Origin of the sequence: Streptomyces sp. NPDC046909 (assembly GCF_040644695.1) — a bacterium.
Classification (GTDB): Bacteria; Actinomycetota; Actinomycetes; order Streptomycetales; family Streptomycetaceae; genus Streptomyces.
Window position 1 is genome coordinate 594197 of sequence record NZ_JBEYXC010000002.1, and the last position, 20258, is coordinate 614454.

The 20258-nt window shown below is 72.3% G+C and carries 17 protein-coding genes and 1 tRNA gene; 8 read left to right on the forward strand and 10 right to left on the reverse strand.

What is annotated here, in order from left to right:
• The first annotated feature begins 10 nt into the window (after positions 1–10).
• The 7 genes from ABZ928_RS06970 to ABZ928_RS07000 are packed head-to-tail and all read left to right on the forward strand — an operon-like array spanning position 11 to position 7695.
• Positions 11–1462 carry an RtcB family protein gene (locus tag ABZ928_RS06970; protein ID WP_361515560.1) on the forward strand — a complete coding sequence of 484 codons (1452 nt, stop codon included), beginning with the start codon at positions 11–13 and terminating at the stop codon, positions 1460–1462.
• On the forward strand, positions 1459–2739 hold the full coding sequence (locus ABZ928_RS06975; protein ID WP_361515562.1) for a phosphotransferase: 1281 nt from the start codon (positions 1459–1461) through the stop codon (positions 2737–2739). Before ABZ928_RS06970 ends, ABZ928_RS06975 begins: the two co-directional genes overlap by 4 nt.
• Positions 2736–4007, forward strand: coding sequence for an O-antigen ligase family protein (locus ABZ928_RS06980; protein ID WP_361515564.1), 1272 nt, complete (start codon positions 2736–2738; stop codon positions 4005–4007). Before ABZ928_RS06975 ends, ABZ928_RS06980 begins: the two co-directional genes overlap by 4 nt.
• Complete coding sequence (locus ABZ928_RS06985) at positions 4004–5413, forward strand: polysaccharide biosynthesis C-terminal domain-containing protein (RefSeq protein ID WP_361515566.1); 1410 nt, start codon at positions 4004–4006, stop codon at positions 5411–5413. Before ABZ928_RS06980 ends, ABZ928_RS06985 begins: the two co-directional genes overlap by 4 nt.
• On the forward strand, positions 5334–6308 hold the full coding sequence (locus tag ABZ928_RS06990) for a methionyl-tRNA formyltransferase (protein WP_361515567.1): 975 nt from the start codon (positions 5334–5336) through the stop codon (positions 6306–6308). Before ABZ928_RS06985 ends, ABZ928_RS06990 begins: the two co-directional genes overlap by 80 nt.
• Positions 6305–6967, forward strand: a complete 663-nt coding sequence (locus ABZ928_RS06995) for a PIG-L deacetylase family protein (RefSeq protein WP_361515569.1) — start codon at positions 6305–6307, stop codon at positions 6965–6967. The genes ABZ928_RS06990 and ABZ928_RS06995 overlap by 4 nt, the downstream gene beginning before the upstream one ends.
• Positions 6968–6969: 2 nt before the next feature.
• Positions 6970–7695, forward strand: coding sequence for a sugar transferase (locus ABZ928_RS07000; protein ID WP_361515571.1), 726 nt, complete (start codon positions 6970–6972; stop codon positions 7693–7695).
• On the opposite strand, the gene ABZ928_RS07005 is transcribed toward ABZ928_RS07000, so the two are convergent.
• Both ABZ928_RS07005 and ABZ928_RS07010 read right to left on the reverse strand, forming a co-directional pair.
• Positions 7580–8539 carry an LCP family protein gene (locus tag ABZ928_RS07005; RefSeq protein WP_361515573.1) on the reverse strand — a complete coding sequence of 320 codons (960 nt, stop codon included), beginning with the start codon at positions 8537–8539 and terminating at the stop codon, positions 7580–7582. The genes ABZ928_RS07000 and ABZ928_RS07005 overlap by 116 nt on opposite strands.
• Positions 8540–8604: 65 nt before the next feature.
• The gene (locus ABZ928_RS07010; RefSeq protein ID WP_361515575.1) at positions 8605–11274 is read right to left on the reverse strand and encodes a DegT/DnrJ/EryC1/StrS family aminotransferase; all 2670 of its coding nucleotides are present in this window, start codon (positions 11272–11274) and stop codon (positions 8605–8607) included.
• Positions 11275–11424: 150 nt separating this feature from the next.
• Here ABZ928_RS07010 and ABZ928_RS07015 point away from each other — a divergent pair, with 150 nt between their 5' ends.
• Complete coding sequence (locus ABZ928_RS07015; protein WP_361516148.1) at positions 11425–12165, forward strand: TetR/AcrR family transcriptional regulator C-terminal domain-containing protein; 741 nt, start codon at positions 11425–11427, stop codon at positions 12163–12165.
• A 62-nt stretch (positions 12166–12227) separates the two neighbouring features.
• Here ABZ928_RS07015 and ABZ928_RS07020 read toward each other — a convergent pair whose 3' ends face one another.
• The 8 genes from ABZ928_RS07020 to ABZ928_RS07055 form a co-directional block, all read right to left on the reverse strand.
• Positions 12228–14726 carry a DUF4132 domain-containing protein gene (locus ABZ928_RS07020; RefSeq protein ID WP_361515576.1) on the reverse strand — a complete coding sequence of 833 codons (2499 nt, stop codon included), beginning with the start codon at positions 14724–14726 and terminating at the stop codon, positions 12228–12230.
• Between the two features lie 144 nt (positions 14727–14870).
• Positions 14871–14944: transfer RNA gene (locus ABZ928_RS07025), tRNA-Pro, on the reverse strand.
• An 81-nt stretch (positions 14945–15025) separates the two neighbouring features.
• Positions 15026–16330 carry an MFS transporter gene (locus ABZ928_RS07030; protein WP_361515578.1) on the reverse strand — a complete coding sequence of 435 codons (1305 nt, stop codon included), beginning with the start codon at positions 16328–16330 and terminating at the stop codon, positions 15026–15028.
• Between the two features lie 116 nt (positions 16331–16446).
• Entirely contained in the window at positions 16447–16806 is a 360-nt protein-coding gene (locus ABZ928_RS07035; RefSeq protein WP_361515580.1) for an MmcQ/YjbR family DNA-binding protein, read from the reverse strand.
• A gap of 30 nt (positions 16807–16836) precedes the next feature.
• Positions 16837–17370, reverse strand: coding sequence for a GNAT family N-acetyltransferase (locus tag ABZ928_RS07040; RefSeq protein ID WP_361515582.1), 534 nt, complete (start codon positions 17368–17370; stop codon positions 16837–16839).
• A complete protein-coding gene (locus ABZ928_RS07045; protein WP_361515584.1) occupies positions 17367–17954 on the reverse strand; it encodes an XRE family transcriptional regulator in 588 nt (195 codons plus the stop codon). Before ABZ928_RS07045 ends, ABZ928_RS07040 begins: the two co-directional genes overlap by 4 nt.
• A gap of 128 nt (positions 17955–18082) precedes the next feature.
• On the reverse strand, positions 18083–18985 hold the full coding sequence (locus tag ABZ928_RS07050; RefSeq protein ID WP_361515585.1) for a LysR family transcriptional regulator: 903 nt from the start codon (positions 18983–18985) through the stop codon (positions 18083–18085).
• A 37-nt stretch (positions 18986–19022) separates the two neighbouring features.
• A complete protein-coding gene (locus ABZ928_RS07055) occupies positions 19023–20216 on the reverse strand; it encodes a glycine C-acetyltransferase (protein ID WP_361515587.1) in 1194 nt (397 codons plus the stop codon).
• Positions 20217–20258 lie beyond the last annotated feature (42 nt).

Consider the following 20258-nt stretch of genomic DNA (forward strand, 5'->3'; position numbering starts at 1 on the left):
AGGAGTTCCCGTGCGCGTCGACATCATCAACGGAACGCACCTCGGTCCCGTGGATCAATCCGGTGCCGGTCTCACCGTGTTCGACAGCGCCGAGGCCCCGGCCGACCCGACGCTGCTGGCCAGAGTCCGCCGGGGCACCGAGGCGGTGGATCTGGCCGCGCCGCCTGTGGTGCTGCCGGACTTCTGCCACAAGGGCAAGTCGGAGATGCCGTCCAGCATCGCGGTGGCCACCCGGGGCGCGATCCGGCCCGCTCTCACCGACGCGGCACTGAACTGCGGCATGGCACTCGCCGTGCTGGACGTGCCCCGCCCCTCCCCCGCCGCCGTCGAGGACTTCTACGGCCGGGTCCGTCGGCGGTACCCGGACCCGCCGCGCTGGAAGTTCGAGCTCTCCCGCGCCGAGGTGCTGCGAGCCGCCGTCGAAGGGGCCGGGTTCGCCGCGGAACGGTTCGGCCTCGACGCCGCGGACCTGGAGCGGATCGAGGAGTTCGGTCACCTCCCCGTCGAGGAGTACGGCGGCGCCCGCCGCGCCCGCCGTGAACTGCCGTGGCTGTGCGTGCAGTTGGCTCGGCTGCGGTTCGGCGGCATCGGTCCCAGCACCCATTTCCTGGAGTTGCAGGAGGTCGAGGAGGTGCTGGACCCCGGCATCGCCGATCTCCTCGGGGTGCGCGAGGGCCAGGTGACCCTTCAGTTCCACAACGGCGGCGGTGTGCTGACCGGCCAGCTCGGCGAGCTGTACGCGCGGCGGCTGGCGGCGTCCCGGTTGCTGCGCGCCGAGATGGCGGTACAGAAACCGCTGTCGCACCTGCTGGGCGCGGGCAGTCCGGCCGTGGCCCGGCAGCGGTACGCGGCCTATTTCCGGCACGGCTGCCCTCCGTTGTCCGTCGAGGGCGACGAGGGCCGACGGGTGCTGCTCGCCCAACGGCTCGCCATGAACTACGGCTTCGCCTATCGGCTGGCCACGTACGCCACGCTGCGCAGCGTCGCCCGGGTGGCGTTCGGCGCCTCGCTGCGGCTGGTGGTGGATTCCCCGCACAACTCCGTCTATGAGGAACTCGTCGACGGTGAGCCCGCGTTCTTGCACCGGCACAACGCGGCCCGGGCGTGGCCGGCGGAGCTGATGCCGGAGCATCCCGCCTTCGCCCGCACCGGTCAGCCGCTCTTGGTGCCCGGCACTAACCGCACCTCGTCGTTCCTGTGCGTCCCGGCGGCACAGGCGCACCGCAGCCTCTACACCGCGTGCCATGGAACGGGCAGCATCATCGGGGCGTTCGAGCGCAGCGGCCGCAGCGGACCGGACCCCCGGCACCGGCACACCCTGCGCTTCACCTACGACCGGCTCACACCGCGCAGTGTGCCCCAGCTGGACGACGTCGGCGTCGACGCGGCGATGGCCATCCTGTCCGGCAACGGCCTGGCCCGGCCGGTCGCCCGGCTACGACCGTTCGCGGTGCTGTCATGACGGCCGCGGCACGGGACCGGCTCCGGCACGAACTGCTCCCCCCGGGGCGACGGTATCTGGCGCTGCCGTCCCGACGGCATCCGCTCGTGGTGGCCGAGGACCGGCCGGCGGTGCTGTCCTATGTGCGCGAGTCGCTCCTGGCCGTGCCGCCGCCGCTCCCGACCTGGCTCTACCCGGCCGCGCGGGCCGCGCTGACCGTGCCGGCGGTGCGACGCTGTATGCCGGGGCTGACGATACCCACGCGGGATGCGGCGGTCGTGACGGACCGGGGCGCCGAGCAACTGCCGGACGGAACCCGCGTCGACGGCACCGTGGAGCAACTGCTCGCCGGGGCTGGCCCCTTGGTCCTGCTGGAGCACAGTCACGACCCTGCCGCCCGTATCATCCTGCTGATGTTCCCGACCGGCTCGGACCGGCCCGCTCTGGCGGTGAAGATCCCGGTCGGGCCCGTCGGCGCGGCCGCCGTGGTCCGGGAGGCCGAACGGCTGCGGGCCGTCACCGCGCTGCCCCTGGGCCGGCTCCGGCAGACCGTGCCCACCGTCGTGGGACTGCTGAGGCACGCGGATCTGCCGGCGCTGGCGACCACGGCCCTGCTCGGGGTGCCGATGCTGGTCGCGTACCACCGGCCGGGCCACCACACCCGTCGGGAACCGGTGTACGGCGACTTCGGCGCGGCGGCGGCATGGCTCGCCGACTTCCAGTCGGGCACCGAGGGCGACACCGTCCCGCTGGACCTCGGGCCCCGGGTGGCTCAGGTCCTGGACCACCGCCCGGACAACCACCGTGCCCGGCGGGAACTGGACACCCTGCGCCGTCGACTGCGGCGGTACACCGCTCCCACGACCGCCGTGCACGGCGACTTCTGGGCCGGGAACGTGCTGCTGCGCGAGGGGCGGGTCTCGGGTGTCGTCGACTGGGAGCACGCACGGACGGCCGGGAGCCCCCTCGCCGACCCCGCCCGCTTCGTCGTGGCCTACTGCGAATACCTCGACCGGCACACCAGGCCCGGGCGCCGGGTTCCGGGTCACCCCGGACTGGTCGCCGGGGAACCCGGGGCGGCCCTGGCCCACGCGCTGGACGGCACGGGCTGGTACCCGCGTCTCGTCCGCGCTTTCCTCGCCTCGGCGCTGCGCCGGCTCGGTCTGCCCCTCGCCTGCGGGCGGGACGCCGTGCTGGCGGAACTGGCCGCGGTGGCCGCCGAGGCCACCGACCCGGGGTTCGCCGACGCACAGACCCGGGCGTTCGTCCGCCTGGCCGCGGCCGAGGAGTCGTCATGACCATCGTGACCGCGGCAGTGCGCGCCCCTGGCCTCGCTCGGGACGAGGGGCTCACGGGCACGGTGGCGAGCGCCGCTTGTGCCGCGATCGTCTTCCAGCCGATCCTGCGCCCGGCAGGCCCCGGCAACAGCTCGCCGGTGGACGTCCTCACCCTTGCCACCGTCCTGCTGAGCGTCCTGTGGGCGGCGACCTGCGGACGCCGGCTCGGCGCCCCGTACTGCCTGGCAGGCGGTCTGATGCTGCTGAGCGGCGCGGTCGCCGGGCTGGCGGGGCCGCTCCCCAGCACCTCGCTGATGAACCTCGGCAAGGAACTCCTCCTGCTGGCCTGGTGCGTCGCGCTGTACAACATCGCCCGCCGTCCCGGCGTCCTGCGGCTGCTCACCGCGTCGTTCGCGTACGCGGCCGTGGTCTGGGCGTCGGTCCTGGTGACCGCCACGTTCCTGCATCTCACCGCGGTCGAGGGGATCTCCCCGACCGAGGGCGACCGGAAGTTGTTCACCCTGGGCGACCCCAACTACGCCGCCACGTACTGGGTGGTGTCGCTCCTGATGGTGTACGCGGCCCAGCGCCCCCGCTCCGCGGTGCTGCGCTGGTACGGATACACGATGCTCGTCTGGGCCCTGCTGCTCAGTCAGTCGAACGGCGGTGTCCTGGAGCTGGGCGTCGCGCTGGTCTTCCTCTTCGCGCACCGGGCCTATCGCGCGAGCGGTCCCGCCGCCGCGACCGCTGTCGTCCTGATCGTCGCCCTCGCGATCGGCGGCGCGCTCAGCGCGGCGAGTCTCACCGACGTACAGGACCGGGCCCGGCAGTCCGACCAGTCGCTGCTGGTCCACACGGTCGGGCGCAGCGGGGCCAGCACCGAGCAGCGCGGCACACTGCTGCGCGAGAGTCTCCAGTTGTACGACCAGCAGTGGCTCACCGGCTCGGGCCCCGGTACGACGAAACAGCTCTTCCAGGACCAGCAGTTCCCGTACGCCAAGGAGGCCCACGACGACTACCTCGCGGCTCTCGTCGAACGCGGGCCGCTCGGCGCGCTGGCCCTGCTGATCCTGCTGGCGTCGGCCGCCTGGCGAGCCTCCCAAGCCCTGCGCGCACCTCCCGGAGCTGGATTCACCGCCCAGGTGCCCCGGCCCGCCGGACTGGTCGCGGCGCTGCTGGCCCTCGCCGTCGCGGGCGCCTACTACGAGGTGCTGCACTTCCGCTTCCTGTGGGTGCTGCTGGCGTTGGCGGCCGTCCTCGCGTCGGCTCCGGAGAAGGACCCGCCATGAAGGGCGCCGTCGAGCGGCGGGCACCGGAACTGGGGCGGCGCAGCATGGTCGGCAACCTGGCGGCGCAGGGCTGTGCGGTGCTCGTGGTCTTCGTCGCCGGTCTGCTCGTGGCCCGGCTCTACGGACCCGAGGTGCTCGGTGAGTACGCGCTGCTGCGCATCATGCCCTGGCTGACGGGTGTCGTGGTCAGCTGCGGACTCCCGCTGGCGAGTGCCTACTTCCTCGCCGGGGACCTGCGCGACGATCCCCGGCTGCGGCCCACCTTGGCGGTGCTCGCCGCCGTGGGTTCGACGGCCGGTGCGCTGCTGTGGCTCGCCCTGGTCCCGGTGCTCGACCGGTTCTTCCCGGGCATTCCGCGGTGGCAGCTGGCCCTGGTCGCCCTCACTGTGATCACCCAGTTGCTCACGGTGTGGGGCAAGGCCTGCTGTCAGGGGCGAGCCGACATGCGGGGGGCCGATCTGGTCATCGTCGCAGAGGAGTTCCTCTTCCTCCCCGCCTTCGGGCTGGCCCTGCTGGCCGGGCTGCGCGACACCGGCGCGGTGGTCGCCGCGCTGCTCGGAGGCGGGGCGGCCGCCACGGCCACCTCGCTCGGCCGGCTGGCCCGCACCGGGTTCGGGCGGCACTGGGGGCGGCCGTCGGCACCGCTCGCCGCTCAAGTGCTGCTCTACGGTGCCCGCGGCCAGTCGGGCAATCTGTTGCTGCTGGTCAACCTCCGGCTGGACTTCCTCGTCGTGGGCGCTCTGTCGGCCCCCGCGGTGCTCGGCGTGTACGCCGTCGCCTCCAAGTTCGCCGAGTTGATGAGGCTGCCCGCCGTGGCGATGCACTACGTGCTCTACCCACGGTTCGCCCGGGACGGCCCGCGGCTGGCCGGCCAGGAGGTACGCCGTATGCTGCCGCGCGCCCTGGCCCTGACCGCCGCGCTGGTTCCGCCGCTGCTGGGCGCCGCCGTGTTCGCACTGCCGCAGTTGTACGGCCCGGCTTTCCGGGACGCAGTCCTCCCGGCCTGCATCCTTTTGGGAGGTCTGGCGTTCGAGGGCGCGACGGCCGTCTGCACCGCCTATCTGTTCGGTGTCGGCCGACCCGGGCTCACCTCCTGCGCGATGGGAGCCGGTGTCGCCGTGACCGTCGTCCTGGACCTGCTGCTCATCCCCCGGTTCGGGGCGGTCGGAGCGGCGGTGGCATCCAGTGCCGCGTACCTGGTCACCGCCGTGGTGCTGGTGGCCCTGACCCGGATCGCGGCCCGACCTCGAAGGAATCGCCATGAGTACGGCATCCGCTCGCTCCGCACCCGTGCACCGGCCCGGCCGTGTCGTCTTCATCGGCGCCGTGCACGAGGCCCAGGCGGCGCTGACCGCCCTGCTCCGCTCGCCGCTGGTCCATCTCACGGCCGTGGTCACTCCGCCTGACGACGACCTGCACAAGCTGGCGGGCGCGGCAGAACTGTCCGTCGCCGCCCGCGCCACCGGGGTACCCGTCCTGCGCGAGTCGGACCTCAACACCTCCGCAGTGTGCGCGCGGGTCCGTGCGCTGGATCCGGATCTGCTGGTGGTCGTCGGCTGGACCCGGCTGCTCGGCCCGGAACTGCTCTCCGTGCCGCGGTACGGCTGCGTGGGTTTCCACGCCTCCCTGCTGCCCCGCCACCGCGGCCGTGCCCCGGTGAACTGGGCGATCCTGCGGGGTGAGCGCGTCACTGGCAACACCATGATGATGCTGGACCCCGGTGCGGACACCGGTGACATCGTCGATCAGCGGGCGGTGCCCATCGGTCCCGAGGACACCTGCGCGACCGTGTACGACCGGGTGGCACGAGCGGGTGCCGAGATGCTCCTCGCCCACCTTCCCGCACTGCTCACCGGCGCGGCTCCGCGCCGCCCGCAGAATCCCGCCGAGGGCGATGTGCTGCCGCGCCGTACCCCGGGCATGGGGGTCATCGACTGGGACCGCCCGGCGGCCGCGGTGCACGACTGGGTGCGCGCGCTGACCTCGCCGTACCCGGGGGCATTCGGGGTACTGGACGGCGAGCGGGTGATGGTGTGGCGTACCCGGGCTCCCGGCGGCCAGGAGCCCGCCGGCCCGCCGGGACAGGTGCTCGCGGTGGAACCCACCGGCGTACGGATCGCCACCCGCGGCGGCAGTGTGCTGGTCACCGAGATGAGCGGCCGGGCCGGACCGCCCGCTCCCGCGGCCCGTTGGTCCCGCCAGGTCGGTGTGCGGCCCGGGGCACGGTTCGCCGCGGTGCCGCCGGCGGTGGCCCGCTGGGTGCTGGGGGAAGGCCCGCGGCCCGAGGGGGCGGCGAGATGAGCACCGTACTCGTGCTGGCCGCGCATCCCGACGACGAACTGCTGGGCGTGGGGGGCACGCTGGCCCGGCACGTCCGCGAGGGGGATTCGGTGCATGCCGTCGTCCTCAGCGAGGGCGCGTCGAGCCGGTACCGGGACGGACTGGCCGAGGATCTCGCCAAGTCGGCGCACCGGGCGGCTCAGGTGCTCGGTCTCACCTCGATCGAGATGTGGTCGCTGCCGGACCAACGGCTGGACGCGCTGCCTCTCATCGATGTGGTCCAGCGGGTCGAGGCCGCGGTGGACGCGGTGCGCCCGGACGTGGTCTACACGCACTTCCCCGGTGATGTGAACACCGATCACGGCGTCGCCGCCCGCGCCGCATGGACGGCTTGCCGTCCCTATGTGCTGCCGGGACTGCGCAGATTCGCCGTCTTCGAGACACCGTCGTCCACGGAGTGGGCCTGGTCGGCCGACCAGGCCTTCACCCCGTCGCTCTACGTCGATGTCACCGGCACGCTGGACGACAAGCTGGAGGCGATGCGTTGTTACGACACCGAGCTGCGCGATCCCCCGCATCCGAGGTCTCTGTGCGCCCTGCGGGAACGGGCCGCCTACTGGGGCAGCCGGGTCGGACGGCCGGCCGTCGAGCCGTTCCAGGTACTGCGGGAGGTGTACTGACCATGACGTCCTTGCCTGGGCCGCTTGGGGACACGGCGCTGCGCCGTGCCGTGGACATCGCGGTCGCGCTGGTGCTGCTGCCCGCACTGTTGGTCCCGATGGCACTCCTGGCCGTGCTCGTGCGGACCACCAGCCGGGGCCCCGCGGTGTACCGGCAGTGGCGAGCGGGCCGCGCGCTCCGCCCGTTCACCATCCTCAAGTTCCGCTCGATGGTCGTCGGCGCCGACCTCGCGGGACCCGCAGTCAGTGGCGACTCCGACCCACGGGTCACAAGCGTGGGCCACTGGCTGCGCAGGACCCGGCTGGACGAACTGCCCCAGCTGGTCAATCTGCTGCGCGGCGACATGACGCTGATCGGGCCGCGCCCGGAGGTCGAACGGTTCCTGCCGTACTACACCCGGGACGAGCTGCGGTTGCTGGACGTACGCCCCGGGATCATCGGACCGGGAGCACTGTACGTGGCGGAGCGCGGCAGCGAACTGGACGACGCAGGACGAGCCGAGGAGCGGTATGTGGCACTGCAGCTGCACTACAAGCTCGCCCTGGACCTCGGCTACCTCAACGACCGCCGGGTCGTCTCCGACCTGCGGCTGGTGGCGGGGGCGGTGTCCGTCAGCTGGCTGCGCCGGTCTCGATCGCACGCCACTGGTCCCGCAGAGCCGGGATGTCGAGGATCAGGGCGTACTGCCCCCGGATCATCTCCGAGCGCACGATCGGCGCGGTGGTGAACGTGGTGTCGGAGGCGTCCAGGTGCCGCAGTCCGAGCATCAGGTCACGCAGGTCGGAGTTGGACATCCGGTCGTCCACACTCACCGTGCGGGTTATGGCGTCGAGCATCCGGGCGGTGCCCAGCGGGTCGGTGAGGCTGACCTCGCCGCGGATCTCGGTCATCAAGCTGCGCAGGAACTGCTGCTGATGCTTGATCCGGTCCAGCTCGCCGCCGGGCACACCGTGCCGCTGCCGGACGTACGCCAGTGCCTCCTCCCCGTGCATGACGTGTGTTCCGGCCGTGAAGTGCCATTCCAGTACGGGGTCGTACGAGTCCTCGGCCACGGTGATCGGGACGCCCCCAACGGCGTCGGTGAGGGCTTTGAATCCATGCCAGTCGATGACGCCGAAGTGGTCTACGCGCACTCCGGTGAGCTGCTCCACCGTCTGGACGAGGAGGGCCGGGCCGCCCCACGAGAATGCGGCGTTGACCTTCGCCGAGCCGTGACCGGGGATCGGGACCCAGCTGTCCCTCGGGATGGACATCAGACAGGTGGTACGCCCGTCGGCGCCCAGGTGGACCAGCATGAGGGTGTCGCTGCGCTGCGCGCCGTACTTCCACAGCCGTGCCGTGGCTTCGTTTCCGGTGGTCGGTCGCTCGGAGCGGCTGTCGACTCCGGCCAGCAGGAAGGTCGTACCCCCGTCGTGGGCCGTGGGTTCGGGTGGGCGCGGGCCGGAGGGGAAGGCGTCGGGGATACGGGCGACCTGATCGCCGTAGTGGTTGGTGCCCCACCACACCGCGCCGGCACCGAGTCCGACCACGGCCAGGAGGAGTGCCAGGCCGAGCAGCAGCACGGCCCTCACGAGGCGATGGCGCTTTCCGGTGCGACGCCTCGGCTCCCATCGCGGCCACCGCGGGCGCCTCGACATCAGAAGTCGTCCGGGTAGGGGGCGGCCAGGCCGGCGGGCGCCGGCACGTCCCGTTGGGCCGCGGGGAATCCCGGAAGGAGGTCGGCCAGTACGCGGCGCACCTCCGGGGCGTCGTTGCGTTCCGCCGCGGCGTACAGGGCAGGCAGCCGGACGGTGGTGTTCCCGGCGCGGGACACCGGGGTCGCGGCAAGGATCCGCGGGTGTGCGGTGGAGGTGTGGCGTTCATGGGTGGAGAACAGGGTCTCGTTGAGTTTCTCGCCCGGTCGTAGTCCCGTGTAGCGGATGTCGACATCGGGCACGTGCACGGACCGGGCGAACTTGCGGACGAGGTCCACAATCCGCACCGGGCTGCTCATGTCCAGGACGAACACTTCGCCGCCCCGGGCCATGCGGGCCGCCTCCAGAACCAGGCCCACAGCCTCCTCCACGGTCATGAAGAACCGGGTCACATCGGGGTGGGTGACGGTCACCGGAGCGCCCGTGCCCAACTGCTCGGCCACGACCGACAGCAGCGAGCCACGGCTCCCGAGGACGTTGCCGAACCGCACGGCCGTGAAGACGGTGCCCTGCGGAGCGTCCTGCTGCGCTCCGCGCACGATCATTTCCGCCAGGCATTTGGTCGCGCCGAGCACGGACACCGGGTCGGCGGCCTTGTCGGTGGAGATCAGCACGAACCGCGCGGTGCCCACCGCGGCGGCGGCACAGACCAGGTTCTCCGTGCCGCGCACATTCGACTTCACGCCTTCGCAGGGATGCAGTTCGAGCAGCGGCAGATGCTTGTGCGCGGCCGCGTGGAACACGACCTCGGGGCGCAGTTCGCGGAAGATCTGGTCGATACGCGGGCGGTCGCGGATGTCAGAGATGACGATGTCGTCGCTGCGCAGGGCGTCGCCGTAGAGCTCCAGTTGCAGCCGGTGCAGGTTCGACTCGTCATGGTCGAGCAGGAAGAGCCGGCTCGGTCCGAAGGCTCGTACCTGATGGCACAGTTCACTGCCGATGGATCCGCCGGCCCCGGTGACCAGCACCCGCCGTCCGGCGACGACCGAGCGCGCCTCCGGGCTGACCACGTGCATCTCGGCGCGGCCGATCAGCTCGCTGACGTCCAGTTCCCGCATGTCTCCGCCGACCACGTCGCGCCGGAGTGCGGCGATGAACGACGGAAGGTAGCGCACGCTGGCCCCCGCGGCCTCGGCGGCACGCGCGACCCGGCGGAAACGGTCGGGGGCCAGGCCGGGTATCGCCACGATCACCGCTTCGATCCGATGGTGCAGGACAGTGGAACGGGTCGCGGCCAGCCCGCCGAGGACGGGCAGGCCCGCCGCCTCGCCCTTGGCCGGGTCGTCGTCGAGGAAGCCGACGGGTTCGAGGCCGAACTCCGGCGCCCGTGCCAGGTCCCGGGCGAGGGCCCGGCCGGCCTCCCCGGCACCGATCACGAGGGTGCGCAGCCGAACAAGGCGCGGCTTCTCCGCTACGGGCGCGGCGAGCCTGGCCAGCTCACCGCAGACCCGGTCGACGGACTGCTCGGTGAGAGCCGGGTAGAGGGGCAGCGACAGCAGGTGCGGGAACAGCGCGTCGGCTCCGGGCAGCCCGCCGGGCGGAACGATCGAGGCGCGCCGAAAGTACGGCATGTGATGCAGCGGGATGAAGTGCACGGAGGTACCGACGCCGCGCTCCGCCAGCCGGTCCACGACCTCGTCCCGGCCGGTCCCGAACTCGTCCAGCACCCGCACCACATAGAGGTGACGGGCATGCCGCCCCGTGACCGGGGCGTCCAGCGGCTCGATGCCCGGCACGGTCCGGAGGGTCTCGTCGTAGCGTGCGGCCACGGCGCTCCGCAGCCGCTGCCAGGTGTCGAGGTGACGAAGCTGTGCCCGGCCCACCGCGGCCTGCACATCGGTCATGTTCGCCTTGAGGCCCGCGTCCTCGACCGAGTACCGCCAGGTGCTCCCGGTCAGGTTCCTTCGCCAGGCGTCGGCGGACATTCCGTGGAATCTCGCCCGGCGGATCCGGTCGGCGAAGTCGGCGTCGTCCGTGGTGACCATGCCGCCCTCGCCGATGGGGAGGTTCTTGGTGGCGTAGAAGCTGAAGCACGCGGCTCGTGACAGACCGCCCACCGGTCGGTCTCCCACCGTGGTGCCTAGGGCGTGGGCCGCGTCCTCGATCACATGGGTGAGGGGCAGTCGTGCCGCTTCGGCCAGCGCGGCGACGGGCGCCGGGGCTCCGGCGTAGTGCAGGACCATCATGGCCTGCGGGCGACCGCACGCCCTGGCGGCCCGGGCGATGGTGTCCGGAGTCGCCAGCCCGCTGCGCGGATCGACGTCGACGAGCACAGGCAACAGCCCGGCGTGCAGAATCGCCTGGGCCGCGCCGCAGAACGTCATCACCGGTACCAGCACTTTGCCGCCGGGCGGCAGCTTCAGCGCGCGCAGGGCCAGTTCCAGAGCGGCCGTGCACGAACTCACCGCGACGGCATGCTCGACACCGACGTACGCGGCGAACTCCTTCTCGAAGAGCTCGGTCTCGTGCCCTGTGGTGACCCAGCCCGAGGTGAACACCCGCTGCGCCGCGCGCCTGGCCTCCGGGCTGATCCGGGTGACCGCGAAGGGGATGTCCGGTTGCTTCGTGTGTTCGGCCGGCTTCCGCCGGGGACGCAACCGATGGATTGTCATGGTGTGCTCCCCGGCCTTGGCTCTTCTTGGGGGCACGGCGACGCCGCCGTGAGTCCAAATGGCGTATATTTACGTCGTATACGTACATATTCCTCTCGAAGATGCATAGAGTCAACACACGTGCGGACCGACGAGCATCTGGAGGCGGGCATGGCCAAGGAGGCCAAGGAGAAGGGCGGCGGCGAGGCGCCCGCGAGGCGGGCCGGCGACCGCGGCCGCTACGGCCGCCTAAGCCGCGAACGCGTCCTCGCCAGCGCCCTGGACCTGGTCGACCGCGACGGCCTCTCCGCGCTGAGCATGCGCCGCCTGGGTGCCGAGCTCGGGGTCGAGGCGATGGCGCTGTACCGGTACGCGGCGAGCAAGGACGCCCTGCTGGACGGGCTGGTCGAGGCGCTCCATCTGGAGCTGGAGGAGCGGCTGGCCGGCGAGGCTGCGGCGGCGGGGTGGCGGGCCGAGCTCGGGCGGATCGCCGAGGCGACCTACGACGTGTGTCTGGCCCATCCCCAGGTCGTGCCGCTGCTGTCCACCCGTATGCTCGCGGTCCCGCTGGCCCGGCGTCCGCTCGCGACACTGCGGCACCACGAGCGGGTGATCGGTCTGCTCCAGGAGGCCGGACTCGACGCGGAGCGGTCCGCCGCCGTGTTCCGTGCCTTCACCGGCTGGGTCCTCGGGTATGTGTCCGTGGAGCTCCAGGCCATGGTGGACAACCCCGAGGAGCCGGACCCCGGGTTCCGGCTCGGCCTGCACCACATGCCGCCGCAGGAACTGCCCCGGCTGCGCGAGGTCGCGCCGGCGCTCGCGGAACGAGGCGGGCCGGAGGGGCTGGCCGCCGGGCTGGCCGCGCTGCTGGACCGGTTCGGGCGGGAGGAGCGGGGTGAGCGCACGGCGTGAGACGCGAGACGTCGAGGTTCTCCAAGATCGCGACCGGCACCCCCTCCGCCGAGTGACCGTCCTCAGCCTCCCCTCTTGATCTGCCGCAGGATCGTCCCGTCGGTGATCCGGGTGTCGGCGGCGAGCAGGAAGGCCTTGCTCAGGATCAGCGCGAGCCGGTCGTCCTCGAACGGCAGGAACACCTTGCCGTCGCTCTTGCGGCGTGCCGGGACGATGCAGAGGTAGGAGTCGTCCGGGTCCATGAGGATGTTCGCCGAACCGAGATGGATCCGGTACGTGCGCAGATCGCCGCGCACGGTCAGATAGCGGCCGTCGATCGAGCAACGGTCGGCGATCTTCAGGCGCGGCACGACGCGTTCCAGTACTTCGCGGCGCACCTCGGCGCTCGCCGTCAGATCACCGAAGCCCGCCCTCCGCCAGTACGCGGCGTGGCGGCTCTCGCCCCGGTCGGCCCACTCGGGGTCCGCCGCGATCGAGGTCACGCCCACGAACAGGTCGACGTCGCGCATCGCCTCGCTGAACACCAGCGGCGGCACCTCGGCCAGCGGTGTCTCGCGCCAGCGCCCGCCGTCGCGTCGTTCGAAGCGCACCTGGTCGGTGGCGGCACGCTCGACCTCGTAGCCGTAGTCCTCCGCGGGTTCGTGGTGGAAACAGGCCCGCCAATCGCCGTCGCCGAACTCGGCGCGGGCCTCCCCGTCGTGGCCGCCGTCGTAGTGGCCGAGGAAGTTGGCCTGCCAGCCGCGCTCCTTGAACAGCGCGTACAGCTGCCGGTAGTGGACTATGTGGGCGGCGAAACGGTTGGAGTAGACGCCGGTCCCCTCCTCGGCCGGGGTGAGCCGGTACAGCTCCCGGAAGGCCTGCTTGAACGGCTGCCTCAGCCGCGCGCCGACGATCCGCTCCCGCCACGCCCTGATGTCGTCGACCGACGCCCGGATGGGGTGCCACAGCCGCACCCGTTCCGGTCGACCCTCCTCCGGTCCCTCGGCCGGAGCCACGGCATGCCATGCACCGTCCTCACTCTGGAACTCCCAGATCAGGCCGCGGACGAGGACACCGGTGACCGGGTGGTCGCGGTAGTGGCGGCACCATTCGTCGTACGGCCATTCGCGCGCCGTCGACAGCAGCGCCTCGACGCGGGCCCGCTCCCCCGCCAGCGTGCCCCGCACCTCTCTGACCAGTTTCTTCAGCTCATTGAGCGGCTCCGGGAAGCCGTCCTTCAGCGCGGCAGGGGCGGTGCGGGAGGTCCGTCCGTCGGGGGCGGTGAAGGTGAGTCGTACGGTCGTGGCGTCCTCGATCTCCACCCGGGCCCGGTGGCCGCCGCCCACCTCGCGCTCCAGCGTGCCGTCCGCCGCCAGGCCGTGGTCGGGCACGCCGCGTTCGACGAGCTGGCCCGGGGTGATGCCCTGCCGTGCGGCGGCCGACGTCAGCGCGGTGTCGAGCTGCTTGCGCAGACCTCGGTGCTTGATCCGGGAGTGGAGCCGCCACAGGGAATCCAGGGCGGCCGGGTCGTCGATGTCGGCCAGCGCGTTGATCGCCGCGCCCGCGAGCTTGAGGTCCTCGACCACGCCGGTCGACCAGGGCGCGCCGGTGCGCAGGGCGAGCGCGTCGAGATACGGCACCGCGGCCGGGCCATCGGTCAGGGCCGCGGCCCAGACCGTGCCGCGCGCGAGGTCGCCGTCGTTCTGCTGGACGACGTAGTGGTAGTGGTGGTCGTCGTACATCCAGGCCGTGTGCTGCCCGTGCTCCCTGCTGCACAGCGGTTCACCCTCGGCCAGCTCCCGCAGGGTGTCGACGACGAGGTCCCGCGCCGCCGCCGCGTCGACGACGGTGAGACAGGTCCGGCGCCAGCGCTGCGCGGGGCGGGGCCCGGTCAGGCTCGCCAAGTGACGTACGAGATCGGCCAGTTCAGCGGTTGGGCCCGCGCTCACCCGGGCGCGCAGCGGGGCGGCCCAGGGCGCCTTCTCGGGGATGAGGCCGTCGGGGATCTCCTTGCCGTCGACGACCGCGAGGAGGGCGCGCAGCCGACGGGCGAGCGGCGCGGCTCCCGACCCGATCTCGGTGTCCATGAGCTCGGTGTGCGCCCACCGCAGCCAGGGCGTGATCGTGCGCAGATCCTCGGCGTCGAGCCGCTCGGCGGCGGTCAGGGCCGACTCCAGCGCGTCGGCGAACCAGAAGCCCATGTCGTACTCGGCGGAGCGCAGCAGCATCACCGCGACCTCGGCGGGGGTCCACCCGCGCACCCGCGAGACGAGGCTGTCGATCTCGGAGCCGTACTGCCACAGTGTGTCGCCGAAAGTCGCGGCCATCATGAGGGTCAGAACGGCGGCCCTGCCCTCCTCGTCGTCGCAGGCGGCGAGGCCTGTGTCGATCTCGTTCCGGGTCGCCGCGTCCTGCTGCTCGGACTGCTCGGGCAGGTACGGGCCCCGCAGTCCCGCCGCGAACTCGGCCCGCTGGCGTTCCAGGAGATCGACGAGCCACCGCGCACGGGCAAGAGCGGCCGCGCGCACCGCGTCGAACGGGTCGTTCCTGGGGGACTCCGCCACCAATGTGTCGTAGAGCATGACGGGATGATGGCAGGGGGCACTGACAACGCCGTCGGACAAGGGCAGGTATCAGGGATCGGGGAGCAGGGCCATCGAGCCAGAGGGCGGAGCCATGGAAAAAGGGCCCCCGCAAGCTCTCGCCTGCGAAGACCCTTCGCACCGTCGGGACGACAGGATTTGAACCTGCGACCCCTTGACCCCCAGTCAAGTGCGCTACCAAGCTGCGCCACGTCCCGGTGTCCGTCTGACCTGGGGTTTCCCCCGGCCGAACGTGCAGGGAAACAATACCGCACTCGGGTCGGTGGTCGCGCACCCGTTTATTCGGGGCCGGTGGACGCATCGGTTCGGGGCCGATGGTCCGCGGGGCGGGCGTCCGCGCGCACCAGGTCGCGGATCGCGGGGACCGCGAGCAGGGCCACGCAGACGACGAGGCCGGCCGCCCCGGCGACGAGGAGTACGTGGTCGGCGCCGAGGGCCGCCGCGGAGGGCCCCGCGAGGGCCTGGCCGACGGGCATCAGGGCGAGGGAGCCGGCCACGTCGTAGGCGTGGATGCGGTTGAGGGCGTCGGGCGGGACCTGGGTCTGGACGCTGGTCGACCACATCACGCTCCAGAACGCCATGCCGGCCCCGGCGACGACGGCTCCGGCCGCCATGGCGGGGAGGGCGAGGCCGGCGCCGACGCTCGCCGGGAAGGCCCCGAAGCCGACCAGGGCGATGGCCCCGGCCCGGAGCATCCGGCGGGGGCGCAGCCGCAGGGCGAGCAGTCCGCCGAGTACGGTGCCGGCGCCGAGGGCGGAGTTCAGCAGGCCGTAGGCGCGGGGGCCGTGTTCCTGGACGACCTCGGTCGCGACCAGCGGGAAGGTGGGGCCCGAGACCGCGATCATGTAGAGGCCCCAGATGGCGATCACGCCCCACAGCCAGGTGCGGGATCTGAACTCCCGCCAGCCTTCGACGAGATCGGCCCGGTAGGTGCTCGTCGCGTGGTCGTCCGGCGTCCGCGGGGGCAGCCGGAGCAGCAGGAGGCACAGGGCGCTCACCGCGTACGTGCCGGCGTGGGCGGCGAAGACTCCGCCGGGTGAGGCGAAGCCGACCAGTACTCCCGCGAAGGCGGGGCCGACGAGTTGGGCGACGGCCTCGGCGACGCGTATCGCGCCGTTCGCGCCCTGCACGTCGGTGGCGAGGCGGCGCACGGTTCCGGCCACTCCGGGCTGGAACAGGGCGCCGGCCACGCCGTTGGCGCATCCGATGACGCAGATCTGCCACAGCACCACATGACCGGAGAAGAAGAGGCCGGCGGCCAGGGCCTGGGTGCCCACGCGCACGGCGTCGGCGCCGATCATCAGCCGACGGGTGTCGAAGCGGTCGGCGATCACCCCGCCGAAGACGACGAGCCCGGCGAAGGCCGCCGTCGTCGCGGCCATGGCGAGGCCCACCGCGCCCGCCCCGTACCCGTGCTGGAGCAGGCCTGCGGCGAGGGCGACGGGCAGCATGGTGTCGCCGAGTCCGGCGACGGCGCGGGCGCCGAAGAACAAGGCGAAGTCCCGCGACCAGACGGCGGGTTGGACGGGCGCGCGTTCCCGGTCACCGGTGACGTGGGTGGAGTGCGACGACGTCCCGCCCATCCCTGCCGCCCCTCCCCCTGAGCCTCACCCGCACCCGTGACGGCAGAGGCCTCCTCCGCCCCGGCGCCCACGGTCTCGGATCCTGTCACGGTGCACTGACAACGGCGGAGGGATTTTCATTCCGCGGCCGGCCGCCCCAACTCGGGGTACGACTCCAGGAGTCGGGTCGGGGCGGCCTGGCGCCAGGAGTCGGCGAGGATGTCGCGCAGTTCGTCCTCGTCCTCCAGGGCGGCGAGTCTGGCGCGGACCCAGGCGAACTGTGCCTCGTGGTCGGCGATCCAGAACTTCTCCGGTTCGGCCAGCACCAGTTCGTCTCGTTCCTCCTTGGGGCAGCGCACCGCGAGGGAGGTCTCCTCCTCGGGGAGCGTGGCGAACATCTTGCCCGCGACCCGGAACGTGGGCATGCTCCAGGCGATCTTCTCCGAGGTGTCCGGCAGGGAGAGGGCGATACGGCGTACGTCTTCGGCATCCGGCATGTCAGGCACCGTAGCCGCTGCCACTGACAATCACCTGGTGGGAGCGGTGGGCCCCAGCCGCTTGTAGTAGAGCGTGGTGGGCCGCAGCACCCCGGCCGGATCGCCCGCGTAGTCCGGGATCACACCGGCCCGGGTCCAGCCCGCCGAGGTGTAGAGGCGCTCCGCGGGGCTGTCCGTCTCGGTGTCGAGGTGGAGGAGGGTGATGCCGCTGTCGGCGGCCGCCGATTCGGCCGTGGCCAGGAGGGTGCGGCCGAGGCCCCGGCCCCGAGCGCCGCGGTGCACCATCAGCTTCACGAGTTCGGCGCGGTGGCGGCTGTTGGGCTTGTCGGGGAAGGCCAGACTGACCGTCCCGACGACACGCTCCCCGTCGTGGGCCGCCCATACGGCAAGCGCGCCGGCGGCCACCGCGGCGGCCCGCTCCTTCCACCAGGCCACGGCCGCGGCGTGGTCGAGGGGCGCGAGGAAGCCGATCGAGGCGCCTCCGTCCACGGTGTCGGTCATGAGTTCGGCGAGCGCGTCGAGGCGTTCCCGTACGGCGTCCGCGTCCAGGCGTGTCACGGTCACGGCAGCACCACCGCCAGCACGTACCGCACCGGCTCGGGGCCGACGCACCGGAACCGGGTCGGGCCCCACACGCGCAGCCGCAGACAGTCCCCGGCGCCGAGGTCGTGCTCGACCTCCTGCGCGGTCACGGCGAGCGCCCCCTCCAGCACCCAGATGTGCTGTTCGAGCCCGGATACGGGCGGCCGGTCGTAGGCGATGTCGGCGCCCGGGGCGAGCCGCCCCTCGACGAGTTCGCCGCGCAGCCCGGGGTGCGGCGGTGACACGGACCGCCGTACGAAACCGGAGGCCCGGTCCTCCCACACGGGCTGCTCTGCGGTCCGGACGAGCAGCGCGGGCTCGGACTCGACCTCGCTGAGCAGCTGGGACATGGTCCGCCCGTACACCGCGCACAGCCGGTTGAGCAGCGAGGCGGTGGGGCTGATCTCCGCACGCTCGGCCCGCGACAACGTCGACCGGCTCACCCCGCTGCGCTCCGCCAACTCCCCGAGCGACCAGCCGCGTTCGGCCCGCAGCTCGGCGAGCCGGGCACCGAGGCGGGCGTCGACGGGGTCGGGCCCGGTCTCGACGACGACATCCTGTTTCATATCCGGGATGTTATCCCGGATCCGGGACGCCAGCGGAAGAGGTCGGCTACCGGTTCCCGCCCCCCGGCTCGCTTCCCCCAGTTTCCTTCCGCCGATTCCCTACGACTGCTCCCCCACCACCCGGTTCCCTACGGCTGAGAAGCCTCGCCCAGCGCGTCCAGCACCGGACGGATCAGCGGATGCTCCTCCGCTCCCCGCCGTACGGCGGCGAAGACCCGGCGTGTGGGTGCCACACCGTCGACGGGGCGCACCACCACCCCGGTCAGGTCCATGCCGATCAGGGCAGAGCGCGGCACCAACGCCACCCCCGCTCCGGCGGACGCGAGCGCGACGACCGCGCGGAAGTCGTCCGAGGAGTGCGCGAGGCGGGGCTGGAACCCGGCGTTCTCGCAGGCCAGGACCACCACGTCATGGCAGGGGTTGCCGGGGTACGGCCCGATCCAGGTGTCCTTCGCCAGCTCGGCCAGCGGTACTTCCGCCGCGTCCGCGAGCCGATGGCTGACCGGCACGACCGCGTCGAAGGGCTCGGCGTACAGGGGCACGTGGGCCAGCCGGGGATCGTCGGCGGGCGGCGCCCCCCGGTACTCGACGGCGACCGCCACATCGACCTGCCGGTCCAGCACCATCGGCAGACTGGCGTCGCCCTCCGCGTCCTGTACGTGGATGAGGATGCCGGGGGCGGTGTCGGCGAGGCGGGCCACGGCGGGGGCGACGACCAGGGCGATGCCGGTCGCGAAGGAGGCGACGGTGACCGTGCCTGCCTCGCCGGAGCTGTACGCGGCGAGCTCGGCCTCCGCGCGCTCCAGCTGGGCGAGGACGGCGTTGGTGTGGCTGAGCAGGATCTCGCCGGCGGCGGTGAGCCGTACGCCCTTCGCGCCGCGCTCCACCAGGCGGTGCCCGGTCTCCTGCTCCAGGGCCGTGAGCTGCTGGGAGACCGCCGAGGGGGTGAGGTACAGCGCGGCGGCAGCCGCCGTCACCGTGCGGTGGTCGGCCACCGCACGGAGGATGTGGAGCCGCCGCGCTTCGATCATGAGATCGATTGTCTCAAATGCCCCGGGTGCTCCTGACTCAGGCGTCCAGCTCCGCCCGGGCCGCGACGAAGGCGTCCACGGCGCGGTTCACGTCGTCCGTGGAGTGCGCGGCCGACAGCTGGACGCGGATCCGGGCCTGCCCCTGCGGCACGACCGGGTACGAGAAGCCGATCACGTACACGCCGCGCTCCAGCAGCAGTTCGGCCATGCGTCCCGCGACCGTCGCGTCGCCGATCATCACGGGGGCGATGGCGTGGTCGCCGGGGAGGATGTCGAAGCCTTCCTCGGTCATCCGGCGGCGGAACAGGGCGGTGTTCTCGGCGAGCCGGAGCCGCAGGTCGTCCGCGGACTCCAGCAGGTCGAGGACCTTCAGGGAGGCCGCGGCGATCACCGGGGCGAGGGTGTTGGAGAACAGGTACGGGCGGGAGCGCTGGCGCAGCAGGGCGACGATCTCCGCGCGGGCCGCCACATAGCCGCCGGAGGCACCGCCGAGCGCCTTGCCGAGCGTGCCGGTGATGATGTCGACGCGGTCCATGACACCGTGCAGCTCGGGGGTGCCACGGCCACCGGGGCCGACGAAGCCGACGGCATGGGAGTCGTCGACCATGACCATGGCGTCGTAGCGGTCGGCGAGGTCGCAGATCTCGCGGAGCGGGGCGACGTAACCGTCCATCGAGAACACGCCGTCGGTGACGATCAGTCGGCGGCGGGCGTCGGACGCGTCCTTCAACTGCCGTTCCAGATCGGCCAGATCACGGTTGGCGTAGCGGAGGCGGCGGGCCTTGGACAGGCGGATGCCGTCGATGATCGAGGCGTGGTTGAGGGCGTCGGAGATCACCGCGTCCTCGGGGCCCAACAGGGTTTCGAAGACACCGCCGTTGGCGTCGAAGCAGGAGGAGTAGAGGATCGTGTCCTCCTGGCCGAGGAACGCCGACAGCCGCGCCTCCAGCTCCTTGTGCACCTCCTGCGTACCGCAGATGAAGCGCACGGAGGCCATGCCGTAGCCCCAGCGGTCCAGGGCCTCGTGGGCGGCGGCGATCACCTCGGGGTGGTCGGCCAGGCCCAGGTAGTTGTTGGCGCAGAAGTTGAGGACCTCACCGGGGCGGCCGCCCGCGGTGACGGCGACGGTCGCGGACTGCGGGGTGCCGATGACGCGCTCGGGCTTGTGCAGACCGGCGGCGCGGATCTCGTCGAGGGTGGCGCGCAGGTCGTCGCGCACGGAGTCGAACATCTCAAAGCTCCTAGAAAAGCTGGTGACTTGCCCAGATGACTT

What these genes read in the sequence shown, in the direction of transcription:
- ABZ928_RS06975 (WP_361515562.1), top strand. Translation starts at nt 1,459, where the DNA reads ATGACGGCCGCGGCACGGGACCGGCTCCGGCACGAACTGCTCCCCCCG.
- ABZ928_RS06980 (WP_361515564.1), top strand. Translation starts at nt 2,736, where the DNA reads ATGACCATCGTGACCGCGGCAGTGCGCGCCCCTGGCCTCGCTCGGGAC.
- ABZ928_RS06985 (WP_361515566.1), top strand. Translation starts at nt 4,004, where the DNA reads ATGAAGGGCGCCGTCGAGCGGCGGGCACCGGAACTGGGGCGGCGCAGC.
- ABZ928_RS06995 (WP_361515569.1), top strand. Translation starts at nt 6,305, where the DNA reads ATGAGCACCGTACTCGTGCTGGCCGCGCATCCCGACGACGAACTGCTG.
- ABZ928_RS07000 (WP_361515571.1), top strand. Translation starts at nt 6,970, where the DNA reads ATGACGTCCTTGCCTGGGCCGCTTGGGGACACGGCGCTGCGCCGTGCC.
- ABZ928_RS07010 (WP_361515575.1), bottom strand. Translation starts at nt 11,274, where the DNA reads ATGACAATCCATCGGTTGCGTCCCCGGCGGAAGCCGGCCGAACACACG.
- ABZ928_RS07015 (WP_361516148.1), top strand. Translation starts at nt 11,425, where the DNA reads ATGGCCAAGGAGGCCAAGGAGAAGGGCGGCGGCGAGGCGCCCGCGAGG.
- ABZ928_RS07020 (WP_361515576.1), bottom strand. Translation starts at nt 14,726, where the DNA reads ATGCTCTACGACACATTGGTGGCGGAGTCCCCCAGGAACGACCCGTTC.
- ABZ928_RS07030 (WP_361515578.1), bottom strand. Translation starts at nt 16,330, where the DNA reads ATGGGCGGGACGTCGTCGCACTCCACCCACGTCACCGGTGACCGGGAA.
- ABZ928_RS07035 (WP_361515580.1), bottom strand. Translation starts at nt 16,806, where the DNA reads ATGCCGGATGCCGAAGACGTACGCCGTATCGCCCTCTCCCTGCCGGAC.
- ABZ928_RS07045 (WP_361515584.1), bottom strand. Translation starts at nt 17,954, where the DNA reads ATGAAACAGGATGTCGTCGTCGAGACCGGGCCCGACCCCGTCGACGCC.
- ABZ928_RS07050 (WP_361515585.1), bottom strand. Translation starts at nt 18,985, where the DNA reads ATGATCGAAGCGCGGCGGCTCCACATCCTCCGTGCGGTGGCCGACCAC.
- ABZ928_RS07055 (WP_361515587.1), bottom strand. Translation starts at nt 20,216, where the DNA reads ATGTTCGACTCCGTGCGCGACGACCTGCGCGCCACCCTCGACGAGATC.